This window comes from Nocardioides sp. IC4_145 (assembly GCF_011250565.1).
In the GTDB taxonomy this organism is placed as follows: domain Bacteria; phylum Actinomycetota; class Actinomycetes; order Propionibacteriales; family Nocardioidaceae; genus Nocardioides.
Genome location: NZ_JAANMS010000007.1, coordinates 1 through 21,056, shown reverse-complemented (window position 1 = coordinate 21,056; position 21,056 = coordinate 1). Strand labels below are relative to the sequence as shown.

General features: G+C 75.3%; 22 protein-coding genes. 10 read left to right on the top strand and 12 right to left on the bottom strand.

The genetic code is table 11. The annotated features are described in order from the left end of the window. Positions 1 to 21: 21 nt before the first annotated feature. The 4 genes from aroF to pknB form a co-directional block, all read right to left on the bottom strand. The gene (aroF, locus tag G6553_RS05125; protein WP_242680016.1) at positions 22 to 1,059 is read right to left on the bottom strand and encodes a 3-deoxy-7-phosphoheptulonate synthase; all 1,038 of its coding nucleotides are present in this window, start codon (positions 1,057 to 1,059) and stop codon (positions 22 to 24) included. A 240-nt stretch (positions 1,060 to 1,299) separates the two neighbouring features. Further along, positions 1,300 to 2,214 carry a DMT family transporter gene (locus G6553_RS05120; protein WP_242680015.1) on the bottom strand — a complete coding sequence of 305 codons (915 nt, stop codon included), beginning with the start codon at positions 2,212 to 2,214 and terminating at the stop codon, positions 1,300 to 1,302. Continuing rightward, positions 2,211 to 3,113, bottom strand: a complete 903-nt coding sequence (locus G6553_RS05115) for a deoxyribonuclease IV (RefSeq protein ID WP_166189773.1) — start codon at positions 3,111 to 3,113, stop codon at positions 2,211 to 2,213. The genes G6553_RS05120 and G6553_RS05115 overlap by 4 nt, the downstream gene beginning before the upstream one ends. Positions 3,114 to 3,130: 17 nt before the next feature. Continuing rightward, entirely contained in the window at positions 3,131 to 5,254 is a 2,124-nt protein-coding gene (gene pknB / locus G6553_RS05110) for a Stk1 family PASTA domain-containing Ser/Thr kinase (RefSeq protein ID WP_347565509.1), read from the bottom strand. Between the two features lie 130 nt (positions 5,255 to 5,384). Between pknB and G6553_RS05105 the strand changes: the two genes are divergently transcribed. Genes G6553_RS05105 through G6553_RS05095 form a run of 3 tightly spaced genes read left to right on the top strand, consistent with a single transcriptional unit; the run spans position 5,385 to position 6,557 of the window. After that, positions 5,385 to 5,759 (top strand): Rv2175c family DNA-binding protein, encoded by a 375-nt coding sequence (locus G6553_RS05105; protein ID WP_166189769.1) that lies wholly within the window; start codon positions 5,385 to 5,387, stop codon positions 5,757 to 5,759. Between the two features lie 7 nt (positions 5,760 to 5,766). Next, positions 5,767 to 6,168 carry a ribonuclease domain-containing protein gene (locus G6553_RS05100; RefSeq protein ID WP_166189767.1) on the top strand — a complete coding sequence of 134 codons (402 nt, stop codon included), beginning with the start codon at positions 5,767 to 5,769 and terminating at the stop codon, positions 6,166 to 6,168. Further along, positions 6,165 to 6,557, top strand: coding sequence for a barstar family protein (locus G6553_RS05095; protein ID WP_166189765.1), 393 nt, complete (start codon positions 6,165 to 6,167; stop codon positions 6,555 to 6,557). Before G6553_RS05100 ends, G6553_RS05095 begins: the two co-directional genes overlap by 4 nt. Positions 6,558 to 6,796: 239 nt before the next feature. Here the strand turns inward: G6553_RS05095 and G6553_RS05090 are convergent, their stop codons facing one another. Next, positions 6,797 to 7,873 carry a polyprenyl synthetase family protein gene (locus G6553_RS05090; RefSeq protein ID WP_166189764.1) on the bottom strand — a complete coding sequence of 359 codons (1,077 nt, stop codon included), beginning with the start codon at positions 7,871 to 7,873 and terminating at the stop codon, positions 6,797 to 6,799. 75 nt (positions 7,874 to 7,948) lie between these two features. On the opposite strand from G6553_RS05090, the gene metF reads away from it, so the two are divergent. Next, positions 7,949 to 8,839, top strand: a complete 891-nt coding sequence (metF, locus tag G6553_RS05085; protein WP_166189762.1) for a methylenetetrahydrofolate reductase [NAD(P)H] — start codon at positions 7,949 to 7,951, stop codon at positions 8,837 to 8,839. Positions 8,840 to 8,859: 20 nt separating this feature from the next. On the opposite strand, the gene G6553_RS05080 is transcribed toward metF, so the two are convergent. From G6553_RS05080 to G6553_RS05065, 4 genes are read right to left on the bottom strand one after another with little or no spacing between them, the layout of a single operon-like run. Beyond that, on the bottom strand, positions 8,860 to 10,158 hold the full coding sequence (locus G6553_RS05080; RefSeq protein WP_166189760.1) for an FAD-dependent oxidoreductase: 1,299 nt from the start codon (positions 10,156 to 10,158) through the stop codon (positions 8,860 to 8,862). Between the two features lie 9 nt (positions 10,159 to 10,167). Continuing rightward, a complete protein-coding gene (locus G6553_RS05075) occupies positions 10,168 to 10,782 on the bottom strand; it encodes a DUF4126 domain-containing protein (RefSeq protein ID WP_166189758.1) in 615 nt (204 codons plus the stop codon). Positions 10,783 to 10,795: 13 nt separating this feature from the next. Next, on the bottom strand, positions 10,796 to 11,155 hold the full coding sequence (locus G6553_RS05070; RefSeq protein ID WP_347565508.1) for an ArsC/Spx/MgsR family protein: 360 nt from the start codon (positions 11,153 to 11,155) through the stop codon (positions 10,796 to 10,798). A 5-nt stretch (positions 11,156 to 11,160) separates the two neighbouring features. Then, positions 11,161 to 11,634, bottom strand: coding sequence for a YbaK/EbsC family protein (locus G6553_RS05065; protein WP_166189756.1), 474 nt, complete (start codon positions 11,632 to 11,634; stop codon positions 11,161 to 11,163). A 67-nt stretch (positions 11,635 to 11,701) separates the two neighbouring features. Here G6553_RS05065 and G6553_RS05060 point away from each other — a divergent pair, with 67 nt between their 5' ends. From G6553_RS05060 to G6553_RS05035, 6 genes are all read left to right on the top strand, one after another. Further along, positions 11,702 to 12,181, top strand: coding sequence for a hypothetical protein (locus G6553_RS05060; RefSeq protein WP_166189754.1), 480 nt, complete (start codon positions 11,702 to 11,704; stop codon positions 12,179 to 12,181). A 198-nt stretch (positions 12,182 to 12,379) separates the two neighbouring features. Then, positions 12,380 to 12,652, top strand: coding sequence for a DUF6504 family protein (locus G6553_RS22040; protein ID WP_166189752.1), 273 nt, complete (start codon positions 12,380 to 12,382; stop codon positions 12,650 to 12,652). 5 nt (positions 12,653 to 12,657) lie between these two features. Beyond that, positions 12,658 to 13,107, top strand: a complete 450-nt coding sequence (locus tag G6553_RS05050) for an SAV_6107 family HEPN domain-containing protein (protein WP_347565507.1) — start codon at positions 12,658 to 12,660, stop codon at positions 13,105 to 13,107. A gap of 42 nt (positions 13,108 to 13,149) precedes the next feature. Beyond that, positions 13,150 to 13,914: a methyltransferase domain-containing protein gene (locus G6553_RS05045; RefSeq protein WP_166189749.1), complete on the top strand. Its 765-nt coding sequence runs from the start codon at positions 13,150 to 13,152 to the stop codon at positions 13,912 to 13,914. 57 nt (positions 13,915 to 13,971) lie between these two features. Further along, the gene (gene dinB, locus G6553_RS05040) at positions 13,972 to 15,300 is read left to right on the top strand and encodes a DNA polymerase IV (RefSeq protein ID WP_347565506.1); all 1,329 of its coding nucleotides are present in this window, start codon (positions 13,972 to 13,974) and stop codon (positions 15,298 to 15,300) included. Between the two features lie 88 nt (positions 15,301 to 15,388). Further along, a complete protein-coding gene (locus tag G6553_RS05035; protein WP_166189747.1) occupies positions 15,389 to 15,832 on the top strand; it encodes a DUF3040 domain-containing protein in 444 nt (147 codons plus the stop codon). A gap of 477 nt (positions 15,833 to 16,309) precedes the next feature. Here the strand turns inward: G6553_RS05035 and G6553_RS05030 are convergent, their stop codons facing one another. From G6553_RS05030 to G6553_RS05020, 3 genes are read right to left on the bottom strand one after another with little or no spacing between them, the layout of a single operon-like run. After that, entirely contained in the window at positions 16,310 to 18,679 is a 2,370-nt protein-coding gene (locus tag G6553_RS05030; RefSeq protein ID WP_166189745.1) for a DUF3488 and transglutaminase-like domain-containing protein, read from the bottom strand. Beyond that, on the bottom strand, positions 18,676 to 19,938 hold the full coding sequence (locus G6553_RS05025) for a DUF58 domain-containing protein (protein ID WP_166189743.1): 1,263 nt from the start codon (positions 19,936 to 19,938) through the stop codon (positions 18,676 to 18,678). The genes G6553_RS05030 and G6553_RS05025 overlap by 4 nt, the downstream gene beginning before the upstream one ends. A 51-nt stretch (positions 19,939 to 19,989) precedes the next feature. Beyond that, entirely contained in the window at positions 19,990 to 20,919 is a 930-nt protein-coding gene (locus tag G6553_RS05020; protein ID WP_347565505.1) for a MoxR family ATPase, read from the bottom strand. Positions 20,920 to 21,056 lie beyond the last annotated feature (137 nt).

The window sequence follows — 21,056 nt, the reverse complement described above, 5'->3', positions numbered from 1 at the left end:
GGGTAGCGAGCGGCCCCCGGCTCAGACCGTCCGGGAGAGCTCCCCGGCGTCGACCCGGCCCACCGCGGACGGCAGCCGGCGCACCGCCGAGGCGAGCTCGCGCAGCTCGGCACCGAGCAGCGCCTGGGGGCCGTCGCACAGCGCGGTCTCCGGCTCGGGGTGGACGTCGACGATGATCCCGTCGGCGCCGACCGCGATCGCGGCCCGTGACAGCGGCACGACCAGGTCCTTGCGGCCCGCGGCGTGCGAGGGGTCGACGATCACCGGCAGGTGGCTGGTGGCCTGCACGACGGGAACGGCGGAGATGTCGAGGGTGTTGCGGGTGGCCGGCTCGAAGGTCCGGATGCCGCGCTCGCACAGAACGACGTCGAGGTTGCCGCGCTGGGCGATGTACTCCGCCGCCATCAGCCACTCCTCGATCGTCGCGGTCATCCCGCGCTTGAGCAGCACCGGCTTGCCGGCCTCGCCGACGGCCTGGAGGAGCCCGAAGTTGGCCATGTTGCGGGTGCCCACCTGGAGCATGTCGGCGTGCTCGGCGACGACCGTGACGTCCCGGGCGTCGACGACCTCGGTGACGACCGGCAGCCCGGTCGCCCGCCCGACGTCGGCGAGGATCTCCAGGCCGCGGACGCCGAGGCCCTGGAAGGCGTACGGCGAGGTGCGCGGCTTGTAGGCCCCTCCCCGCAGGATCGTGGCGCCGGCGCCCTTGGCCATCTGCGCGGCGGCGAGCGTCTGCTCCGGCGTCTCGACGGCGCAGGGGCCGGCCATGAAGGTGAACGAGTCCGGCCCGATCGGCACCTGGCGACCGGCCGCCCCGACCCAGACCGTGCTCCGGTCGGGGTGGTGCTGGCGGCTCACCAGCTTGTAGGGGTCGGAGATCCGGTGCACGTCCGCGACGCCGCGCAGCGTGCGGAGGTTGAGGTGGTGGAAGGACTCGATGTCACCGACCAGGCCGATGATGGTGCGCACGACGCCCTTGCTGACGAAGGCCTCTCCTCCGACGCCCTCCACGCGGGCGACGACGGCGGCGACGTCCTCGTCGGTGGCTTCCGGGGACATGACGACGACCATGGGGTTCCTCTTTCTCGAGCGGCTCCCGCCCCCGGCCCAGGAACGACGAACGCCCCACGGCCGGAGCCGGGGGCGTTGGATGGGGTGCGGCGTGCCTACGAGAGGACGGCCGGCCCGGGTGCTCCCGGCTGGCGTCCAAAGACATAGGTGCGCGTCACAGGTCAGAATCTAGCGCGCCGGTCGCGACCGGACCGTCCGGTCCCGCCAGGTGGACCTCGACGACCTGGCTCAAACGACGAGGTGCTGGACCTCGCCCTCGACCTTCCGGCGGGGGAGCGCCTCGACGACCAGCATCGCGGCGAGCACCATCAGCCCGCCCGAGACCATCCGCAGGGTCACCGACTCCCCGCCGAGGAGCACCGCGAAGAACGCCGCGAACACCGGCTCCATGCTCATGATGATCGCGGTGCGGGTCGGAGGCAGGTGGGCCTGCGCCCAGGTCTGCCCGATGAGCGCGAGCGCACCTGCGACGAGCGCCATGTAGACCACCGACAGCCAGTCGGCGGGCGTCGGCGGCAGCACGATCCCGTCCGGCGCGGTCGCCACCAGGCAGATGACCGCGATGACCAGCAGCTGCACGATCGAGATGCCGAGCGCCTCGCGGGCGTTCGACCAGGCGCCGAGCCCGACGATGTGCAGCGCGTAGAGCACGGCGCTGACCAGCGTGATCGCCTCGCCGTAGCCGATGGCTACCCCGTCCAGCGTCAGCACGGCCAGCCCGCCCGTCGCCAGCGCGACCGCGGCCCAGGTGAGCGGCGTCGTCCGCGTGCGCAGCAGCAGCGCGGCGAGGACGGGGGTGAGCACGACGTACATGCCGGTGATGAACCCCGAGACCGAGGCGGCGGTGTGGGCCAGGCCGGCGGTCTGGAGGATCTGCGCGACGCCGTACACCCCGCCCAGCACGACCGCCCGCCGTCGCGACGCCGCCGACAGCCGCAGCACCGCCCGAGGCGCGACGAGCAGCATCACCACCCCGGCGATCGCGAAGCGGACCGCCAGGAAGTCCAGCGTCGGCACCCGGTCGAGCAGGTCCTTGATGAGGAAGAACGTGCTGCCCCACGTCGCCGTCATCGCCAGGAGGACCCCGGCGGCGAGGAGGGAGGTACGCCGGTCGGTCACCCGAGCGGTCGAGCCAGCGTTCAAGCCAGCGCCTTGGCGCGGAGCTCCTGCAGCACCTGCACGTCCCCGCCGACCTCCCGGGAGCCCGGCGTCTCGGCGACGAACGGCACGCCGTCGGTCGCGGGGTGGGCGAACAGCTCGAGGAACGGCTCGATGCCGATGTGGCCGTTCCCGATGCTCTGGTGGCGGTCCTTGAACGCACCGCGGACGTCCATCGAGTCGTTGGCGTGCACCAGCCGCAGCCGCCCGGGACCGGCGACGTCGACGAGGTGGTCGAGGGTGGCAGCCGCGCCGCCCGGCTCGTCCAGGGGCGCGCCGGCGGCGAAGACGTGGCAGGTGTCGAGGCAGATGCCGACCCGCGGGTGGTGGTCGAGCGCGTCGAGGTACGCCGCCAGGTCGTCCACGCCCGCGCAGAGCGACCGGCCCTGGCCGGCCGTCGGCTCGAGCAGCAGCCACGGCGCGTCCTCGCCGGCCGCGTCGAGGGTCTCCAGCAGCGGCAGCAGACCCTCGCGGACCTGGCGCATCGCGGCGGCGTGCCGCTCGCTGGTGTCGTCCGCGGCGACGTACGACCCGGTGTGCACGACGACGCCCTCCGCGCCGATCTGGGCCGCGCGACCCAGGTTGTGCGCGACGCTGGCGACCGAGCGCTCGTAGGTCAGCGGGGTGGGGGAGCCGAGGTTGACGAGGTACGGCGCGTGGACGAACACCCGCGTGCCGCGCTCGGCGGTGGCGGCCCGGAACGCCGCGTCCTCGGCCGGCTTCCCGGCGCTGAGCGCCCACCCGCGCGGGTTGCCGCAGAAGACCTGGAACGCCTCGCAGCCGAGCTCCTCGGCCGAGGCGAGCGCCCCGGACACGAGGCCCTTGCCGACCGTGACGTGGGTGCCGACGGGGTTGCGGGCGGCGAGCTGGGCGGGGTCGAGCACCCGCGGAGGTTACCCGCTCAGATGAGGGTCAGCGTGATCGTGGAGCCCCTGGGCACGAGGTCGCCGGAGCCGGGGCTCTGGGAGAAGACGTAGCCCAGGCCGAGGTAGCCGATGGCCTCCCTCGTCTCCACCACGAAGCCCAGTGCCTCGAGCTCCTCGCGGGCCGCCTGGACGCCGGACGCCTTCACGTTGGGGACCTCGACGAGCTCGGGCCCGAGGGAGACCACCAGCGCGACGGTGTCGCCCCTGAAGAGCGTCGCGCCCACGGGGTCCTGGCTGATGACGTCGCCCTCGGCGACGTCGTCGGAGTGCTGCTCGTCGGTGACCTCGACGACCAGCCCCTGGGCCTCCATCCGCTGACGGGCGGTGTCGGCGTCCTCGCCGGTCCAGTCCTTGACCTTGATCGGCTTGCGGCCCTTCGAGACCACGAGGTCGACCACCGAGCCGGGCCGCAGGGTCGTGCCGGGCTTGGGGTCGCTGGCCATCACGACGCCCTCGGGCACGTCCTCGGACCAGCGCCGGGTCGACCCGCCGAACTCCAGCTTCAGCTCGGCGAGCGCGTCCTGCGCCTCGTCCTCGGTCAGCCCGCGCAGCCTCGGGACGTCGTAGAGCTCCTCGCCCTTGCTGATCGTCACCGTCACGGTGCCGCCGTCGAGCACGCGGTCGCCGGCCCTCGGGTCGGTCGCCATCACCTCGCCGGCCGGCACGGTGCGGGAGAAGGCGCGGGGCCCGATCTCCGCCTCGAGCCCGGCGGCCTCGAGCCGCTGGACCGCCGCTTGGCGGTCCAGCCCGATGACGCCGGGGGTGGTCGTCCAGCGCGCGAACCCGAACCACCACGCGCCCGTCCCCAGCCCCGCCGCCAGGAGCACGGCGAGGACGAGGGCGAGCAGGCCCTTGCGGGAGCGGCGGGTACGTCGCGGCGCCGGTGCGACCGGGACCTGCACGGTCCGCGTGTGCTCGGTCGGTGGCGGGGCGGTCGGGGAGACCGGTGTGCCGGTGCTCGACGGGGCGAGCAGCGCGGCCATCTCCTCCTCGTCCCACGGGTCGGCGGCGGTGTCGGTGCGGCGGCTCCGCTCGTCCCGCTCGACGGCGGGCGGGACCTCCGTCGGGCGCAGCAGCGGCTGGGTCAGCTCGCCGGTGTCGCCGCCGACCGCCTCGGGAGCGGGCGGGCGCGGCATCAGGTCGGCCACCAGGTCGGGGTCCTCGCGGACGCCGGTCACCACCGCGGTGCTCACCCGGCGCAGCTGGTGCAGGAGCACGCCGGCGTCGGCGGGCCGCTGGCCCCGGTCGCGTGCCGTCGCGCGGGCGACCAGCGCGTCGACGTACGCAGGCAGGCCGGGGACGAGGGTCGAGGGGAGCGGGACGTCCTCGTGCACGTGCTTGTAGGCCACCTGGATCGGCGACTCGCCCTCGTGCGGCTTGCGACCGGTGAGCAGCTCGAACAGCAGCACCCCCGCGGCGTACACGTCCGCGCGTGCGTCGGCGCGGCCGTCGACCACCAGCTCCGGCGCGAGGTAGGAGACCGTGCCGATGAGCACGCCGCCGGTCGCGGTGTGCTGGGTGTCGGCGCTGACGGCCTTGGCGAGGCCGAAGTCGGCGACCTTGACCTGCCCCTCGTCGGAGATCAGGACGTTCTCCGGCTTGACGTCGCGGTGGATGAGGCCGGCGCGATGGGCGGCCGCCAGCGCGGAGAGCACCGGCTCGAGCAGCGCCAGCGCGCGGGCCGGCGGCATCGGGCTCTCCTTGGCGATGACGTCGCGCATCGTGTGCCCGGCGACCAGCTCCATCGCGAGGAACACCACGCCGTCGTCGTCGCCCTGGTCGTGGACCGCGACGACGTTCGGGTGCGAGAGGCGGGCGGCCGCGCGGGCCTCGCGGACGAACCGGGCCGCGAACTCCTCGTCGTCGCCCAGGCCGGGGTGCATGACCTTGATCGCGACCGTCCGGTCCAGCCGGATGTCGGTGGCCTCGTGCACGCTGGCCATGCCGCCGCGGGCGATCCGCGGACCGACGCGGTAGCGGCCGTCGAGGAGGCGCCCCTCGAGCCGCTGGCCGTCCCAGCGGGGGGAGGAGGAAGAACCGGAGGAGGGGTCGGTCGAGGACGCGTCCGCGCCCGACCGGGCATGACGATCTGGCGTCACGACGACCCTCCTGCGTGCCGAAGGGGGAAGTCTCCGGCGGGGACATCGTACGAAAGCACGCCCCTCCCGGCGGGTGAGCCCGGCGCCCGGCGTGGCGCGGACCCACCGGCGCGGGTGGGAGGATGGGCCCATGACCGACGACATCCCGCTCGCCGACCACGACCTCGCCGCCCTGGTGCCCGAGTGGATCGACTGGGCCGAGGCCGCCCGCAGGCTCGGCGTCACCGTCGCCAAGGTCCGCACGATGATCCGCGACCACGAGCTGGCCGCCGCGGTGCCGTCGCCGGGCGCGGGACAGCAGGTGCCCGCCGACTTCATCCAGGACGGGTTCCCGGTCAAGGGCCTGCCCGGCCTGCTGACGGTGCTGCACGACGGCGGGTACGACGACCGCGAGTGCATCGCCTGGCTCTACCTCGACCAGGACCTGCCCGGTCGCCCGATCGACGCGCTGCGGGAGAACCGCGGCTCCGAGGTCAAGCGCCGCGCCCAGGCGATGGCGTTCTGACCCTCCCGTGCGACTGAGCCCGCGGCTCCGGGCGGTCGGCCCGCTGGCCGTCGTCGTCCTGCTCGTCGTCCTCGGCGCGCTGCTCGCCGGCGGCGAGGACACCCCGGCCGGCCCGTCCGGCTCCTCGGGCCTGCCGACGGTCGAGCTCACCGACCTGCCGCGTGAGGCGCAGGAGACGATCGAGCGGATCCAGGACGGCGGTCCGTTCCCGGAGCCGGAGCACGACGGCACCGTCTTCCACAACTACGAGGGCCTGCTGCCGGAGCAGGCGGACGGCTACTACCGGGAGTACACCGTCCCCACGCCCGGCCTCGACCACCGCGGGCCGCGGCGGATCGTCGCTGGCGAGTCGCGCGAGTGGTACTGGACCAACGACCACTACGCCTCCTTCGCCGAGGTGCTGCCGTGACCGGGCCCGACGACCTCCTGGTCGACCTGCTCGCCGGGCGCGTGCCACCGGGCGTCCACCGCTGGGACACGGCGTACGCCGTCGCGGACGTCCGGGCGACCCTCGAGCGCGCCGGCTGGCGGTTCCTGCACCTCGACGGCCGGGCCCACCCGTCCCGCGCCGAGACCCTCGAGGCGCTCGGCGAGGCGCTCACGCTCCCGTCCTGGTGGGGCCGCAACCTCGACGCGCTGGCCGACTGCCTGCGCGACCTCGCGGCCGAGCCCGACACCGGCCGCACCGTCCTGCTGTGGGAGGGCTGGCGCGTCCTCCACGACCAGGACCCCCGCGCCGTCGACGTCGTCCTGCGCCTGCTCACCGGCGCGGGCCTCACCGTCCTCCTCCGCGGCTGACCCCTCGCCGGGGTCGTGTGCCTGAGGACGCGCCCCGCAGCGTCCTGGGCCACACGACCCGGCCGCCGCGGCTCGGGCCCCGGGCCGGCCGGTTCTCCACAGGATCGGACCCGCTGGCGCGGTAGTCCGTGACGTTTGGCAGGGAGATCCGGCCGAACGACCGCCCGAACGTCACGGACTACCCCGGCGGCGGCGCCCGACGGCCGGCGGGTGGTCGGCCAGGCGGGGGAACGGAGAGGTCAGACGGTCCGCTGGGTGGCGGCGTCGGCGAGGGCGCGGAGGGCGTCGCGGGCGGCGGGGTCGACGGGGGCGCGGTCGAGGGCGGCGACGGCGAGCTCGGAGAGCTGCTCGATGACCGCCTCGACCTGGGCGCGGGCGCCGGAGGAGTCGATGATCCCGCGGAGCCGCTCGACCGCGGCCTCGTCGAGCGGGGTGCCGAGCGAGCGGTCGAGCAGGGCGGCGTCGGCGTCGGGGGCGGCGTCGAGCGCGAGGGCGACGAGCACGGTGCGCTTGCCCTCGACCAGGTCGTCACCGGCGGGCTTGCCGGTCGTCGCGGGGTCGCCGAAGACGCCGAGCAGGTCGTCGCGCAGCTGGAACGCCTCGCCGAGCGGCAGGCCGAAGGCCGTCAGCGCGTCGAGCATCCCGGCGTCGGCCCCGGCGAGCGCGGCGCCGATGTGGAGGGGGCGCTCGATGGAGTACTTCGCGGACTTGTAGCGCAGCACGGTCATCGCGGTCTCCACGTCGGCGCGTCCGCGCGCCTGGACGGAGACGTCGAGGAACTGGCCGGCCACGACCTCGGAGCGGCACAGGTCGAAGACCTCGAGCGCGGGCGCCACCTGCGCCAGCGGCAGGCCGCAACGCCGCAGCAGCTCGTCGGCCCAGCTCAGCAGCATGTCGCCGAGCAGGATGGCCGCGGCCGCGCCGTACTGCTCCGGGTCCCCGGTCCAGCCCGACGCGCGGTGCTCGGACTCCAGCTGCCGGTGCGTGGCCGGGCGGCCGCGCCGGGTGTCGGAGGCGTCCATGAGGTCGTCGTGCACCAGTGCACTCGCGTGCAGCAGCTCGAGGGCGGCGCAGGCGCGGACCAGTGCCTCCTCGTCGGCGGGGGAGGACGGAGCAGCGACCGCGAGGTGGCCCCACCAGCAGAACGACGCGCGGAACCGCTTGCCGCCACGGACGGTGGTGCGGGCCTCGGTGACCAGCCGCTCCGCGTCGGGACCGAGCGGCGCCAGGCGCGCCAGCTGCTGGTCGAGGAACGCGTCGAGCGCCCGCTGGACCCGGTCGCGGAAGTCGTCGCTGTCCCACCCGCTGGCCGTCACGCCGTCGAGACTAGCCAGTGCCTGCTGCGTGGACAGATGCCGGTCCGCGGCGGCGCCGACCGTACGCTTCGGCCCATGGTGACCGGACCTGGACGCTCGCTCGGGGAGATGATCCGCGAGGGCGGGAAGTCGTTCTCGTTCGAGTTCTTCCCGCCGAAGGACGAGGCCGGCGAGCAGCAGCTCTGGGACGCCATCCGCGCTCTCGAGCCCTACCGGCCCACCTTCGTCTCCGTGACGTACGGCGCCGGGGGCTCGACCCGGGACTCGACCGTCCGCGTCACGGGTCGGATCGCGCGCGAGACGTCCCTCATCCCGATGGCCCACCTCACCTGCGTCGGGCACACCCGCGCCGAGCTCGAGGCGATCCTCGACGCCTACCACGAGGCCGGCGTGCACCACGTGATGGCGCTGCGCGGCGACCCGACCGACGGTCCCCGGGCGGCCTGGACGCCGACCGAGGGCGGGCTGACCTACGCGACCGAGCTCGTGGAGCTGGCCCGCTCGCGCGGTGACTTCCGGGTCGGCGTCGCGGCCTTCCCCGAGGGCCACCCGACGGCGGAGTCGCTCGACCACGACGCCGACGTGCTGGTCGCGAAGGCGCAGGCCGGCGCGGAGTTCGCCGTGACCCAGATGTTCTTCCGTGCCTCCGACTACTTCGGCCTCGTCGCCCGCGTGCGTGACCGCGGCGTCGACATGCCGATCCTGCCGGGGATCATGCCGATCCTGAACCTCGCGGCGATCCGTCGCCAGGGCGAGCTCATCGGCGCGGACGTGCCCGAGGAGGTCGTCCGCCGGATCGCCGCGCACGACGGCGACCCGGTCGCGGTGCGCAACGAGGGCATCGCGGTGGCGGCCGAGATGTGCGAGGAGCTGCTCGCGGGCGGCGCACCCGGCCTGCACTTCTACACGCTCAACCGGTCCCGGGCGACGCTCGAGATCTTCGATCGGCTGAACGTCTCCGCCTGACCGGTGCGACCCGCCCTCGCTCAGGCGGGTCCTACGGCCTGCGCGACGAGCGCGGCCGAGAGGCCGACGTACGGCAGGCCGGCGCCGGGTGTCGCGTGCGCGCCGGCGGCGTACACCCCGGCCACGGGCGTCGTCGGCCTCAGCCGCTGCCGCACGGTCGACCGGCCCTGCCACAGGACGCCCATCGGCGAGCCGCCCCAGGTCTCGACGAGGTCGCGCGGCGTGCGGTCGACGCGGGCGACGACGTGGGGGCGCACGTCGATGCCGTGGCGGGCGAGCGCTCGGAGGACGTCCTCGGCGAGCCGGCCCCGGCCGTGGACCGTCCACGCGGTGGCCCCGTCGGGAGCCCGGCCGCCGGGACGGACGACCAGCAGCGGGTCGCCGTGCAGGACCAGCTCGTGGGGGAGGTCGGGCACGTCGCCCTCGAGCCCGAGGTGCGTGACGACCGGAGGGATCGCCGGCATCGCGCGTGCGACGAGCGGCGCGAGCGTGGGCAGCAGGCGCGGGTCGACGGCCACGACGACCACGTCGGCGTCGACCTGCTCGCCGCCGAGGTCGACCGCGGCCACGCGACCGGACCGCACCACGAGGTCGCGTGCGGTCGTGCCCGTGTGGACGGTCACGCCGCGGGTCGCCATCCGCGCGGCCAGGACCTCCGCGAGCCGCGCCATGCCGCCGTCGACCGTCCACGCGCCGAAGCGCTGCTCGACGTACGCCGTGACGCCGGCCCAGGCGGGCACGTTGCGCAGGTCGTGGCCCTCGGCGACGGCCGGGTGGCCGGCCACGAGCGCGAGCCGCTCGTCCTTGAACGTCTTGCGCAGCCGCCGGTGGAGCGTCTCGCGCCCGTCGAGGAGCGCGGCCAGCGGACGGGAGAGTGCGGCGGGGTCCCACGGCACCTCGAGGTACTCGCGGCGCAGCGTCTCCCACACCTCGGTGTAGGACGCGACGTGGTCGACCCAGCGCTGTCCGAGACCCGGTCCGAGCGCGTCGAAGGCGGCGACCTGCGCGCCGCGCGACGCAGGGACGGTGACGCCCGTGCCGTCGGCGAAGCGGTGCTCGCGCACCACGTCCAGGGGGACCAGCTCGAGCTCGCGCTCGACGGGCCGTCCGCTCTTGCGGAACAGGTCGCGCACGACGGCCGGCAGCGTGGTCCACGTCGGGCCGGCGTCCCAGGCGAAGCCGTCGGCCTCGACCGTGCTCAGCGCGCCGCCGAGCACACGGGAGCGTTCGAGCAGGGTGACCTCGTGACCGAGCTTCGCCAACCGCGCGGCGGACGCGAGCCCGGCGAACCCACCACCCACGACCACGACCCGCGCCACGGCTCGACCCTAGGGGCCCGCGCCGACATCGCCGACACCGCCGCCCGGCGGGGCCGGGCGGCGACGCCACCGGCGCCAGCCGCGCCGGACCAACCGGGCGACGAGGTACAGCACGACGAGGCCCCCGACCAGCAGCACCGCCGCCACGGCCGCCGCGGCGCGCGGGTGCTCGATCGCGAACCACACCACCGCCAGCACCGCGACGTCCTCGGTGACGCTCGCCAGCACGTTGCTGACCGGCTCGGGGGAGGTGTTGATCGCCAGCCGCCCGCCGGCCTTCGCCAGGTGCGACAGCAGGGCGGTGCCGCCGCCGACCGTGCCGAGCACGGCCTGGTCCAGCGCCTGGGCGTCGCCGGCGAGCAGGACGCCGACCACCGCGCCCACCGTCGGGCGGATCGCGGTCGAGACGGCGTCCCACGTCGAGTCGACGTACGGGATCTTGTCGGCGACGAGCTCGACGACGAAGAACAGCGACGCCACGGCGAGCACGTCCCAGCGGCCGAGGGCGTCGGGCACCTGGTCGAGGTCGCCGACCCGGTCGGCGACGCCGAGGACCAGCACGACCAGGTAGGCGTTGATGCCGCTGGCCCAGCCGCTGGAGAACGCGAGCGCGAGCGACTCCACCGCAGCCTCCTCGTCAGCCCTGGCGGATGACGCGGTCCAGCGACTCGGGGTCGCGCCCCACCACCGTGGTGCCGTCGGACGCGGTGAGGATGGGGCGCTGGATCGCCCGCGGCGCGGCGGCGAGCGCCTCGAGCCACGCCTGCCGCGCGGACGGCTCGCGGGGCAGGTCGATGCCGGCCTCGCGCGCCTCCTTCGGTCGAGCGACGTCCCAGGGCTCCAGCCCGAGGCGGGCCACCACCTCCCCGAGCTCCGCCGCCGTCGGCGGATCGTCGAGGTAGCGCCGGACGGTGTAGTCCGCACCTGCTGCGTCGAGCTCCGCGACGGCGGTGCGGCACTTGGAGCAGGCGGGGTTCAACCAGATCTCGATGCTCACGGGTCTCACTCCACGTCGATCTCGGTGGCGCCGGTCAGCGCCCTCAGCTCGTCGTACGTCGTCGAGAACACGGCCGCGGGATGGCCGGCCGCGGCCCAGACGACCGGGTGCCGCTGCAGCCAGCGGTCGAGGTACGTCGGCACCGGGGTCGGGTGCCCGATGGGGGAGACCCCGCCGATCACCTGGCCGGTCGCCGCCCGGACCAGCTCGGCGCTCGCCCGGCGCAGGCGGGGCACGCCGACGGTCGCTGCGACCTTGCCGGTGTCGACGCGGTGCGAGCCGGAGGTCAGCACCAGCACCGGGTCGCCGTCGGCCTCGAAGAGCAGGCTGTTGGCGATCGCGCCGACCTCGCAGCCCAGCGCCTCGGCGGCCAGTGCCGCGGTGTGCACGGAGTCGGGCAGAATGACGACGTCGCCGGTGCCGCCGCGTCGTGCGTGCTCCTCGCGGAAGCGCGTGATCGAAGGGTGCTCGGTCGCCATGAGCGCGACCCTAGGGCACCGGGCCGACACCCGGCCGACCCCGCGACCACCCGCACGAGGAGCCCGCATGACGACCCAGCCCACGACGGACCGCACGACGACGGGCCGGCCCGCGTCGGTCGAGCGCGCGGTCCGGTTGCTGTGGGTCCTGGTCGGCCTCGCCGCGCTCACCGCGGTGCTCACCGTCCTCCTGCGCGCGGACCTGCTCGACTCGTGGACGGTCGGGCACCCGGTCGACGCCGACATCAAGCAGCCGGCGTTCGTCCCGGTGGCGATCGTCCTGCTCATCACCTTCATCGGGCTCATCGGCACCCTGCTCCCGTTCCTGGTCGTCGGCGCGAACTGGGCGCGGCACTCCCTCGCGGCCGTCGTCCTGATGGCGGCGGTCGCGACGATCGCCGGCCTGCGCACCGAGCCCCCGGCACAGTTCGTCGTCGCGGCGATCGTCTCCCTCGTCGTCGACGTAGCGATCCTGGCGCTGCTGTGGAGCCGGTCCACCAGCGCCTTCGTGCGCGGCCACGGGGCCGCGCCCCGCGACCAGGACTGAGGTCCGGGCCGGCTCCTCCCCAGCCACCGCCGGCAGGTCTTGACGACCTGTCGGTGGAGAGGTGTACCTTCGTCTTGTTCGAACAGGTGTTCGATCAACCCGGCGGGGACGACCTCGACCCCCGTCCCCGCCGGGCGGCACGGTCCGGGGTCGGTGGGGTCGACGGATCCGGGCGGGAGCCCGAGGAGCGAGGCGGACGTGGTGCGGTACGACGACCCCGTCGAGGTGCGGACCGGTGCGGGCGGGCTCGAGGGCCCGGCCCAGTTCCTGTGGCGCGGGCGGTTGTGGAAGGTGCGGGCGGTGCTCGAGCGGCGCAGCCAGGACCTGCCGCCGCGCGAGGTGTGGCGCGTGGCGGCGGGTCGCGGCCGGCTGGACCAGGACGGTCCGGCGGGCGGCGGGGTGTTCGAGCTGGTCCACGACGTGCCGGCCGGACGCTGGCTGCTGGCGGCCGGTGCGGGGGCGGGGGAGTGAGCGCCGTGCGGAGCGTCCCGGAACAGCCGAACCCCTACGCCCTGCCCGCCACGACGCACGCCTACCTGGCCCGGTCGGCGGAGTCGCTGAGCGAGGCGATCGCCGCGACCGAGGTGACCGAGCGCTACGCCCACGCGCACGTCGCGGCACTCCGGGCGGCCGCGGCGCTGCTCGCGGCGCGGGCCCGGCCGACCCCCGCGCGGCGGCGGCCGCAGAAGAACGCGTGGGTCCTCCTCGTGGAGGTCGCTCCCGAGCTCGAGGAGTGGGCGCGGTTCTTCGCCGCGGGTGCCGGCAAGCGGGCCGCGGCCGAGGCGGGCTCCCGGCGGGCGGTGACCGAGCGCGAGGCCGACGACCTCGTGCGGGACGCCGACCGGTTCCTCGGCGTGGTCGAGCAGGCGCTCGGGCTCGTGCCCCACGCGCCGGTGCAGGTCCACGTCGTGCGCCGGGTCGGGTGAGCCGGGCGTGCCCGGCGGCCCCCGAGCCCTAGGCTGGGCGGCATGCCAGTTCCCGAGCGGCCCGGCGACCGACCCGGCGACCGAACCAGCGACCGTCCGAGCGAGCGCCGTACGGCGGCACGGACCGCGGTCGTCTGGAGTGCCCTCGGCGACGTTCTCGACCAGGGTCCGCTCGACGTCCTCGACATCGGCGGCGGCACCGGCGGCTTCGCGGTCCGGGTCGCCCAGGCGGGCCACCGGGTCACCGTCGTCGACCCGAGCCCGGACGCCCTGGCCTCCCTCGACCGCCGCGCACGGGAGCGGGGCGTCGAGGTGGCCGCGCACCAGGGCGACCTCGCCGGCCTCGCCGACGTCGTCGGCGAGGATGCCGCCGACGTGGTGCTGTGCCACGGGGTGCTCGAGGTCGTGGAGGACCCTGCGGCCGCGCTCGGTGCGCTCCGCTCGGCCCTGCGCGCCGACGGCACGCTCAGCCTCCTGGTCGCCCAGCGGCACGCGGCCGTCGTCGCCCGGGCGATGGCCGGTCACTTCCAGCAGGCGATCGCCCTGCTCGACGGCGACCCGGCTGCGCCGAGCCCGGGGCGCTCGGGTCGGCGCTTCACCCGCGACGAGGTCGAGCGCCTGCTGCAGGACGCCGGCTTCACCGTCGACGGCGTCCACGCGGTCCGCGTCTTCGCGGACCTGGTGCCCGGGTCCCTCCTCGACGCCGAGCCGGGCGCTGCCGCGGCCCTCGTCGAGCTGGAGCGCGCCGTCGCCGACCGGCCGGAGTACCTCCCGCTCGCGACCCAGCTGCACCTGCTCGCGCGCTGACCCCGCCGCCGCGGTCGGCTCCCATGGCCCTGGCCGTGGTGCCGGGGCCGGGGCGTCGTGAGCGACGGCCGGGTCGACCGGTCGTGGGACTGCCCGGTGCTGCACGTCGACATGGATGCGTTCTTCGCCTCGGTCGCCCTGCGCGATCGGCCCGACCTCCACGACCTGCCGGTGGCCGTGGGCGGTGGGCACCGCGGGGTGGTGCTCTCGGCCAACTACGCGGCGCGCGCGCACGGCGTCCGCGGCGGCATGTCGGGCGTGCGGGCGCGCCGGCTGTGCCCGGACCTGGTCTCGCTGCCGGGTGACCACGCGACGTTCTCGGCGGTGTCCTCCGCGCTGCGGGAGATCTTCCGGCGGTTCACGCCGGTGGTGGAGATGGCCTCCCTGGACGAGGCGTTCCTCGACGTGCGCGGCGCGACCCGGCTGCTGGGGTCGCCGCTCACGATCGCGGAGATGGTCCGCGCGACCGTCCACGAGGAGCAGCGCATCACCTGCTCGGCCGGCGTCGCGCCGACCGTGTCGGTCGCGAAGATCGCGAGCCGGCGCGCGAAGCCCGACGGGGTGGTGGTCGTCCCGCCCGACGAGGTGGTCGACTTCCTGCACGCCCTCGACGTCGAGGAGCTGTACGGCGTCGGGGAGGCGACCGCTGCCAAGCTCCGGCGGGCCGGGTTGCGCACCGTCCGCCAGCTCGCGCACGCGCCGACCGAGGAGGTGCGGGCCGCGGTCGGGCCCGGCGCGGCCCGCCAGCTCCACCTGCTCGCCTGGGGGCGCGACCGCACAGAGCTGCACGAGCGACGCGGACCACAGGAGCCGGACCGCTCGATGGGCGCGCAGCGCACTTTCGCCCGCGACCTGACCGACCGCGACGAGGTGCTGCGCGAGGTGCTCGGGCTGGCGGCCAAGGTGACCCGCCGGCTCCGGGCCGGGGAGGTGGCGGGCCGGACGGTCGTCCTGACGGTGCGGTACGCCGACTTCACGACCCTCACCCGCTCCCAGACGCTGCCGGAGCCGACCGACGTGACCCAGGAGGTGTACGCCGCGGCGGTCGCGCTGCACGACGCGGAGGTCGCCCGCAACCGGGCTTCCCGAGGCGGCCGGCGCGGTCGGTCCGCCGCGCTGCGGCTGGTCGGGGTGCGGGTCGAGGGCCTCGTGCCGCGCACCCGCGTGCACCGGCAACGGGTCCTGGGGGAGCGCGAGCACGGCTGGTCCGAGGCCGACCGCGCCGTCGACCGGGCCGCCGGTCGGTTCGGCTCGGGGGCGGTCCGCCCGGCGACCCTCCTGGGCGGCGCGCGGACCCCGCCGGCGCCCAGCCGCCGGTCCGCCGGAGACGCCAGCACGGGTGTCGGCGGTGGGGCCGGCGAGCCGCCGAGCGACCAATTTCACTGACGCGGCTACCGCGTTCCGAAACGCCTGCCTAGACTTGCGACACGACCCGCGTGGGGCGTGTACCGGCCGTACGACCAGTGGAGGAACGGTGCCACTCTCCGAAGAGGAGCTGCGACTGCTCGAGCAGATGGAGCGCGCGCTCTCGGAGGAGGATCCGAAGTTCGCCTCCACGTTGCGCGGCACGTCGTTGCGCCGCTCCGCTCGTCGTCGTGCCATCGCCGCCGGCGCCTGCTTCGTCGCTGGTGTCGCGCTGCTGATGACCGGCGTGGTGACGCAGCTGCCGGTCGTCGGGATCATCGGGTTCCTCGTCATGCTCGGCGCCGGCACCGTGGCCCTCACCTCGCTCCGCGGTCAGCCCGCGGCTGCAGCGGCTCCGCCCGACCCGCGCCAGGCCGCACACCCCTCGCGCTTCACCGTCATCGACGGCGGTCGCAAGAGCCGCCCCCGTCGCACCCGCCGCTCCTCCGGCTCCTTCATGGAGCGCATGGAGGAGCGCTGGCGCCGCCGGCGCGAGCAGAACGGCGGCTTCTGACCCACCCCGGCCCCCGCTGGTCGAGCAGCGAAGGCCGCCTCCCGCTGGTCAAGCAGCGAAGGCCGCTCCCCGCTGGTTGAGCAGCGAAGGCCGTCAAGGCCTGAGCGTGTCGAAACCCCGGGAGCCGACTGCGGCCTCGAGGACGCGCGTCCGCCTGCGGCGGGCAGGGTGTTGGCTCCGCGTCGCTCTGCGGCTCGGGTCCGCGGGTGCGGGTGCGCCGGGTGTGGGGTCGAGGCCTGCGGCGTCCGCCTGCGGTCCGGGGCCGCCCGGCTCACTTGCTCCCGAGGGGGCCTTCCCCCGCTTCGCTCCTCCAGGCCGTCGGGGTCGCCTTGACGTTCGCCGGGGCGTCCCGGCCCTCCGGCGGCCACCTCCGGCCCCGACCAGCGCGGCGTACCTGGGTCCGCGGCCGGCCTCCGGCGCGGCGGCGGCCGGGAGGACTCGAGGACGTGTCCGCGCGGGCGGTGAGTCCGCGAGCGCCTAGCCGCCAACGTGGTCGACGACGCCGCCGTACCTCGTCGAGGCCGGTTCGGTGCGGGGACCGGCCTGGGGGCGGGTGGTGCGGACGAGCACCGAGCGGGGCCACCAGGCGGCGAGGCGGCGGGCGCGGCGGGGGGCGCCGTCGTGCAGGGCCGCGGTGATCGTCTCGACCTCGGCGCGCAGGGGCGTGGTGGCGGCGTCGGCGCGGGGGGAGTAGCGCAGCAGCTCGACGGCTGCGACGACGCGGTCGAGGGCGCGGACGGCGTCGGGAGCCAGGTGGGCCCCGCGGCGGGGGCGGCGCTCGGCCGGGCCGTCGTCGGGTGCGCCGAAGTGGTCGGCCAGCCAGGCGGCGGACTGGCGTGGCGAACGGGCTTCGGGCCAGGGAAGGCGGAGGTCGACGGCGGTGTCGCGGAGCTCGGCCCAGGCCGGTTCGGGGCCCGCCGAGAGACGGCCGGAGCGGCGCCGGGCACGGATCGTGCGGGGGAGGAGCACCAGGGCTAGGACCAGCCCGCCGCCGAGCAGTCCGCCGAGCACGGGCAGCAGCCAGGCGCGGTCGTCCGACGCGTCCGCGGCGGCGTCGGTCTGCTCCTCCTCGACGGGCGCGGCCTGAGTGTCCTCGGGGCGGTCGGGCCGCTGCGGAGTCGCCGCGTCGGTGCGGTCGGGGGAGATGGGATCGGGCGCGGGGACGTCACCGCGGGTCCACGCCGGTGCGCTGCGCGCGCGGGCGGCGGGGGTCGGCTCGAACCGGACCCAGCCGCTGCCGGGGAAGAACAGCTCGGGCCAGGCGTGGAGGTCGTGGGCGCTGTACTCCCAGGTGTTCGAGCCGACCGGGTCGGGCCGCAGGAAGCCGACCGCGACGCGAGCGGGGATCCCGAGCATCCGGGCCATCACGGCCATCGAGGCGGCGTACTGCTCGCAGTAGCCGCTGCGGCCGTCGGGGCGCAGGAAGGACACGAGGTCCTCGGTGGCGTTGCCCTCGACGCCGGCGGTGCTGTACTCGAAGCCACCGGTCTCGCGGAACCACCGCTGCAGCGCCACCGCCTTCTCGTAGCGGGTCGGCGCCTCGCGGGTCACCTGGACCGCCAGGTCGCGCACCTCGTCGGGGATGTCGTCGGGCAGCTCGGTGTACGTCATGGGCACCAGTCCGAGGCTCGAGCGCGCTCGGGCCATGTCGACCGCGTCGTAGTCCAGCTTGACGCCGGTCATCTCGTACTCGAGGCCGGCGGTGTCCATCTCCTCGTCGGCCGCGAGGAAGTCACGGGTCTGGACGTCGTAGCGCCAGTCCCCGTCCGCCACCACGCGGGTGCTGGTCGCCCACGCCGGCAGCCAGGAGGACTCGAAGGCGTCGTAGACGCTGACGCGGTACTCGTAGGAGGTGCGACGCAGCTCCGGGTCGACCCCGAGGAGCGGCGGCAGCTCGCCGCTGGGCACGTTGGTGACCGGCACCTCGCGGTCGCCGGCGCTCCAGGTGTTGCCGTTGAACCAGGTGAGCGCGGTGGTGCGGAGGTACGACGGGTCGGGGTCGTCGGTCGTCAGGCGCAGCACGGGATCGTCCGGGCCGCGGACGAGGTCCTGCTTGAGGTTGGCGAGCGGGTTGGTCAGCTCGATCTCGTCGCCCCCGCCGGGGCCGTGGCCGAAGTCGACGAGCCGCACGTCGAGGGTCGGGACGGCCAGCGGCACCGCCACCGCGAGGGCCGTCGCGACGCCGCCGATCGCCGCGGCGGTCGTGCGGACCCGGCCGGTGCGGACGCCGAAGCCGGACGGGTCGTCCTCGACGGTGCGTCCCCAGCGGGTGACCCGGTCGCCCTCGTGGAGGTACAGCACGAGGAGGAACCCGATGGCGGTGAGCGCGAAGACCCACCACGACAGGCCGCCGCCGAGCACGCTGACCGGCACGCTGTAGATGGTCAACAGCGGCACGCCGGCCCACGAGACGCGCCGCAGTGTCGCCACCAGCGCGTCGACGAGCAGGAAGCACCCGAGGCCGCCGAGGACGAGCAACGGGTGCACCGGTGCGGAGGTCGGCACCGGCGGGGCGTACTGGTTGGCGTTGTCGACGGCCGACCGCACGACCAGCTCGAGCTCGAGCAGGCCGGGGCCGACCGGGAGCGGGTAGCCGGTGAGCGCGAGGCAGGTGGCGACCCCGCCGCTGAGGACCTGGGCGAGGACGACCAGGGCGCCAGGAACGCGGGCCCAGCGGGCGAGGGCGCCGGTCGCGACGACGACCGCGCCCACGAGCAGCAGCGGGCCGAGGTAGGTGCCAGGTGCCTCGGTGAACGGCCGCCACGACAGCATCGCGAGCCAGGTGGTGCCCGCGGCAGCCGCCGAGACGGCGAGCGTGGTGCGCAGGTTCGTGCGGCGGGCGGTCATCGGACGACCTCCGCGTGGCGGGCGCCCTGGCCCACGGTCGAGGACAGGTCCTGCCAGACGGCGTCGAGCCGGTCGCCGGGCGTCAGCGAAACCGCCCGCCAGCCCTGCTGGACCAGCACGGGCACGGCGCCGCCCGGGGTGCCGTGCGCGTCGACCCAGGCGTCGACGTCCAGGGACACCGCGAGCCCCGAGCCGGCGTGGTGCCGCATCCGGCGCAGGACCGGGACGTCGAGCGCCTCGACCGCACCCAGCACGGCGACGGTGAGCCCGCCGTGGCCCTGCTCGCCGAGCCACGAGCCGTCCAGCCGCGGCGAGGCGACCGGCTGCAGGACCGCGAGCGCCTCGAGCAGGGGACCGGTGCCGACGTCGGACTCACGCTGGTGCCACGCGCTGCCCGGCTCCTCGCCCGAGGCGGTCACGAGCCGGACGGCAAACCCGCGCTGCACCAGGTGGGCGGCGATGGAGGCCGCCGCGGAGACCGCGGCCTCGAGCGACGAGGCGACGCCCTGCCCGCGGTGGGCGCTCGCGCGGTTGTCGAGGAACAGGGTCGCGCGCGACTGCCAGGGCTGCTCCTCGCGCCGCACCATCAGCTCGCCGGTGCGCGCGGAGCTGCGCCAGTGGACGCGGCGCAGGTCGTCGCCGCGGCGGTACTCCCGCACCGTCACGTCCTCGGCCGACCCGCTCGCGAAGGCGCGCGGTCGGTTGTCCCCCGCGCCGGTCCAGCCACCGCCGAGCGGGATGGAGGGCAGCGGCACCGTGCGCGGGGTGACGGTCAGCGACGCCGTCGTCTGGAACGACCGCCCGAGCTCGACGAGGCCGAACGGGTCCGCGACCCGCACGGACATCGGTCCGACCTCGAACCGGCCGCGCACGTCCGAGCGCACCTGGTACGCCGCGTGGCGGCGCCAGCCGTGGCCGATGCCCTCGAGGACGAACCGCGGCCGGGAGCCGAGGACGTAGGGGACGTGGTCCTCCAGCAGCAGCACGCCGCTGGGGGTGCGTCCCTCGTTGGTCAGGGTCAGGTCGACCCGCGCCGACTGCCCCGCGGTGACCAGCTGCGGGCTGACCGTGCGGACCAGGGCGAGCTTGTAGCGGCTGCGGGCGAGCACGGCCGCGGTCAGCAGCGGGAGGGCCAGCACGAGCACGCCGACCCGGGTCAGGGCCGGCTGGCCCAGCACGATCGCGCACACGACGGCGGTCACGCCGGCCGCGACGAACGCCCGGCCGCGGACGGTCAGGCCCGCGAGCGCGTCACGCACGACCGGTCCCGGGAGCGCGGGGGCAGCGGGGCAGGGGAGCCACGGGCGTGGTCACGAGCGGGCGCCGTCGGGCACCGGCACGGAGGCCAGCAGGCCGTCGAGGATCGTCGCGGTCGAGCGGCCGCTCATCGACGCCTCGACGCTGGGCAGCAGCCGGTGGGCGAGCACCGGACGGGCCAGCGCGAGCACGTCGTCGGGGAGCACGTAGTCGCGGCCGGCCATCGCGGCGTACGCCTTGGCCGCGCGGACCAGGTGGAGCGTCGCGCGGGGGGAGGCGCCCAGGTTCAGGTCGTCGGTGCGCCGGGTGGCGCCGGTCAGCGCGACGACGTACCGCTGGACGGCCTCGGAGACGTGGACCTGGCCGACGATGCTGGTCAGCTTGCGGATCTCGGCGGCGTCGGTCACCGGCTCGAGGTCGTCCAGCGGGCTGGCGCCGGCGTGCGAGCCGATCATCGCGATCTCGGCCGCCTCGACCGGGTAGCCCACCGAGACCCGCGCCATGAACCGGTCGCGCTGCGCCTCGGGGAGGGCGTAGGTGCCCTCCATCTCGATCGGGTTCTGGGTCGCGATGACCATGAACGGGGTGTCGAGCTGGTAGGTCGTGCCGTCGACGGTGACCTGCCGCTCCTCCATGCACTCCAGCAGCGCGGACTGGGTCTTGGGGGAGGCGCGGTTGATCTCGTCGCCCACGACGATGTTGGCGAAGATGCCACCGGGCCGGAACTCGAACTCGCGGGTGTCCTGGTTGAAGACCGAGACGCCAGTGACGTCCGAGGGCAGCAGGTCCGGCGTGAACTGGATGCGCCGGACCGTCGAGTCGATGCTGCGGGCGAGGGCCTTGCTCAGCATCGTCTTGCCGACGCCGGGCACGTCCTCGATCAGCAGGTGGCCCTCGGCCATGAGCACCACTAGCGAGGCCGAGACGACGTCGGGCTTCCCCTCGATCACGCGCTCGATGTTGGACCGGATCCGCCCGACCACGCGCGCGAGCGTCTCGAGGTCAGCACCTCCCGCTGCCGGAGCAACCACGTCGAGCCCTTCCGTCCCTCTGACACGTGCGACCAACGGTATTCGGTGACGGCAACCTGCGCCGCTTCTCCGGTCCGGCGCCCCCGACG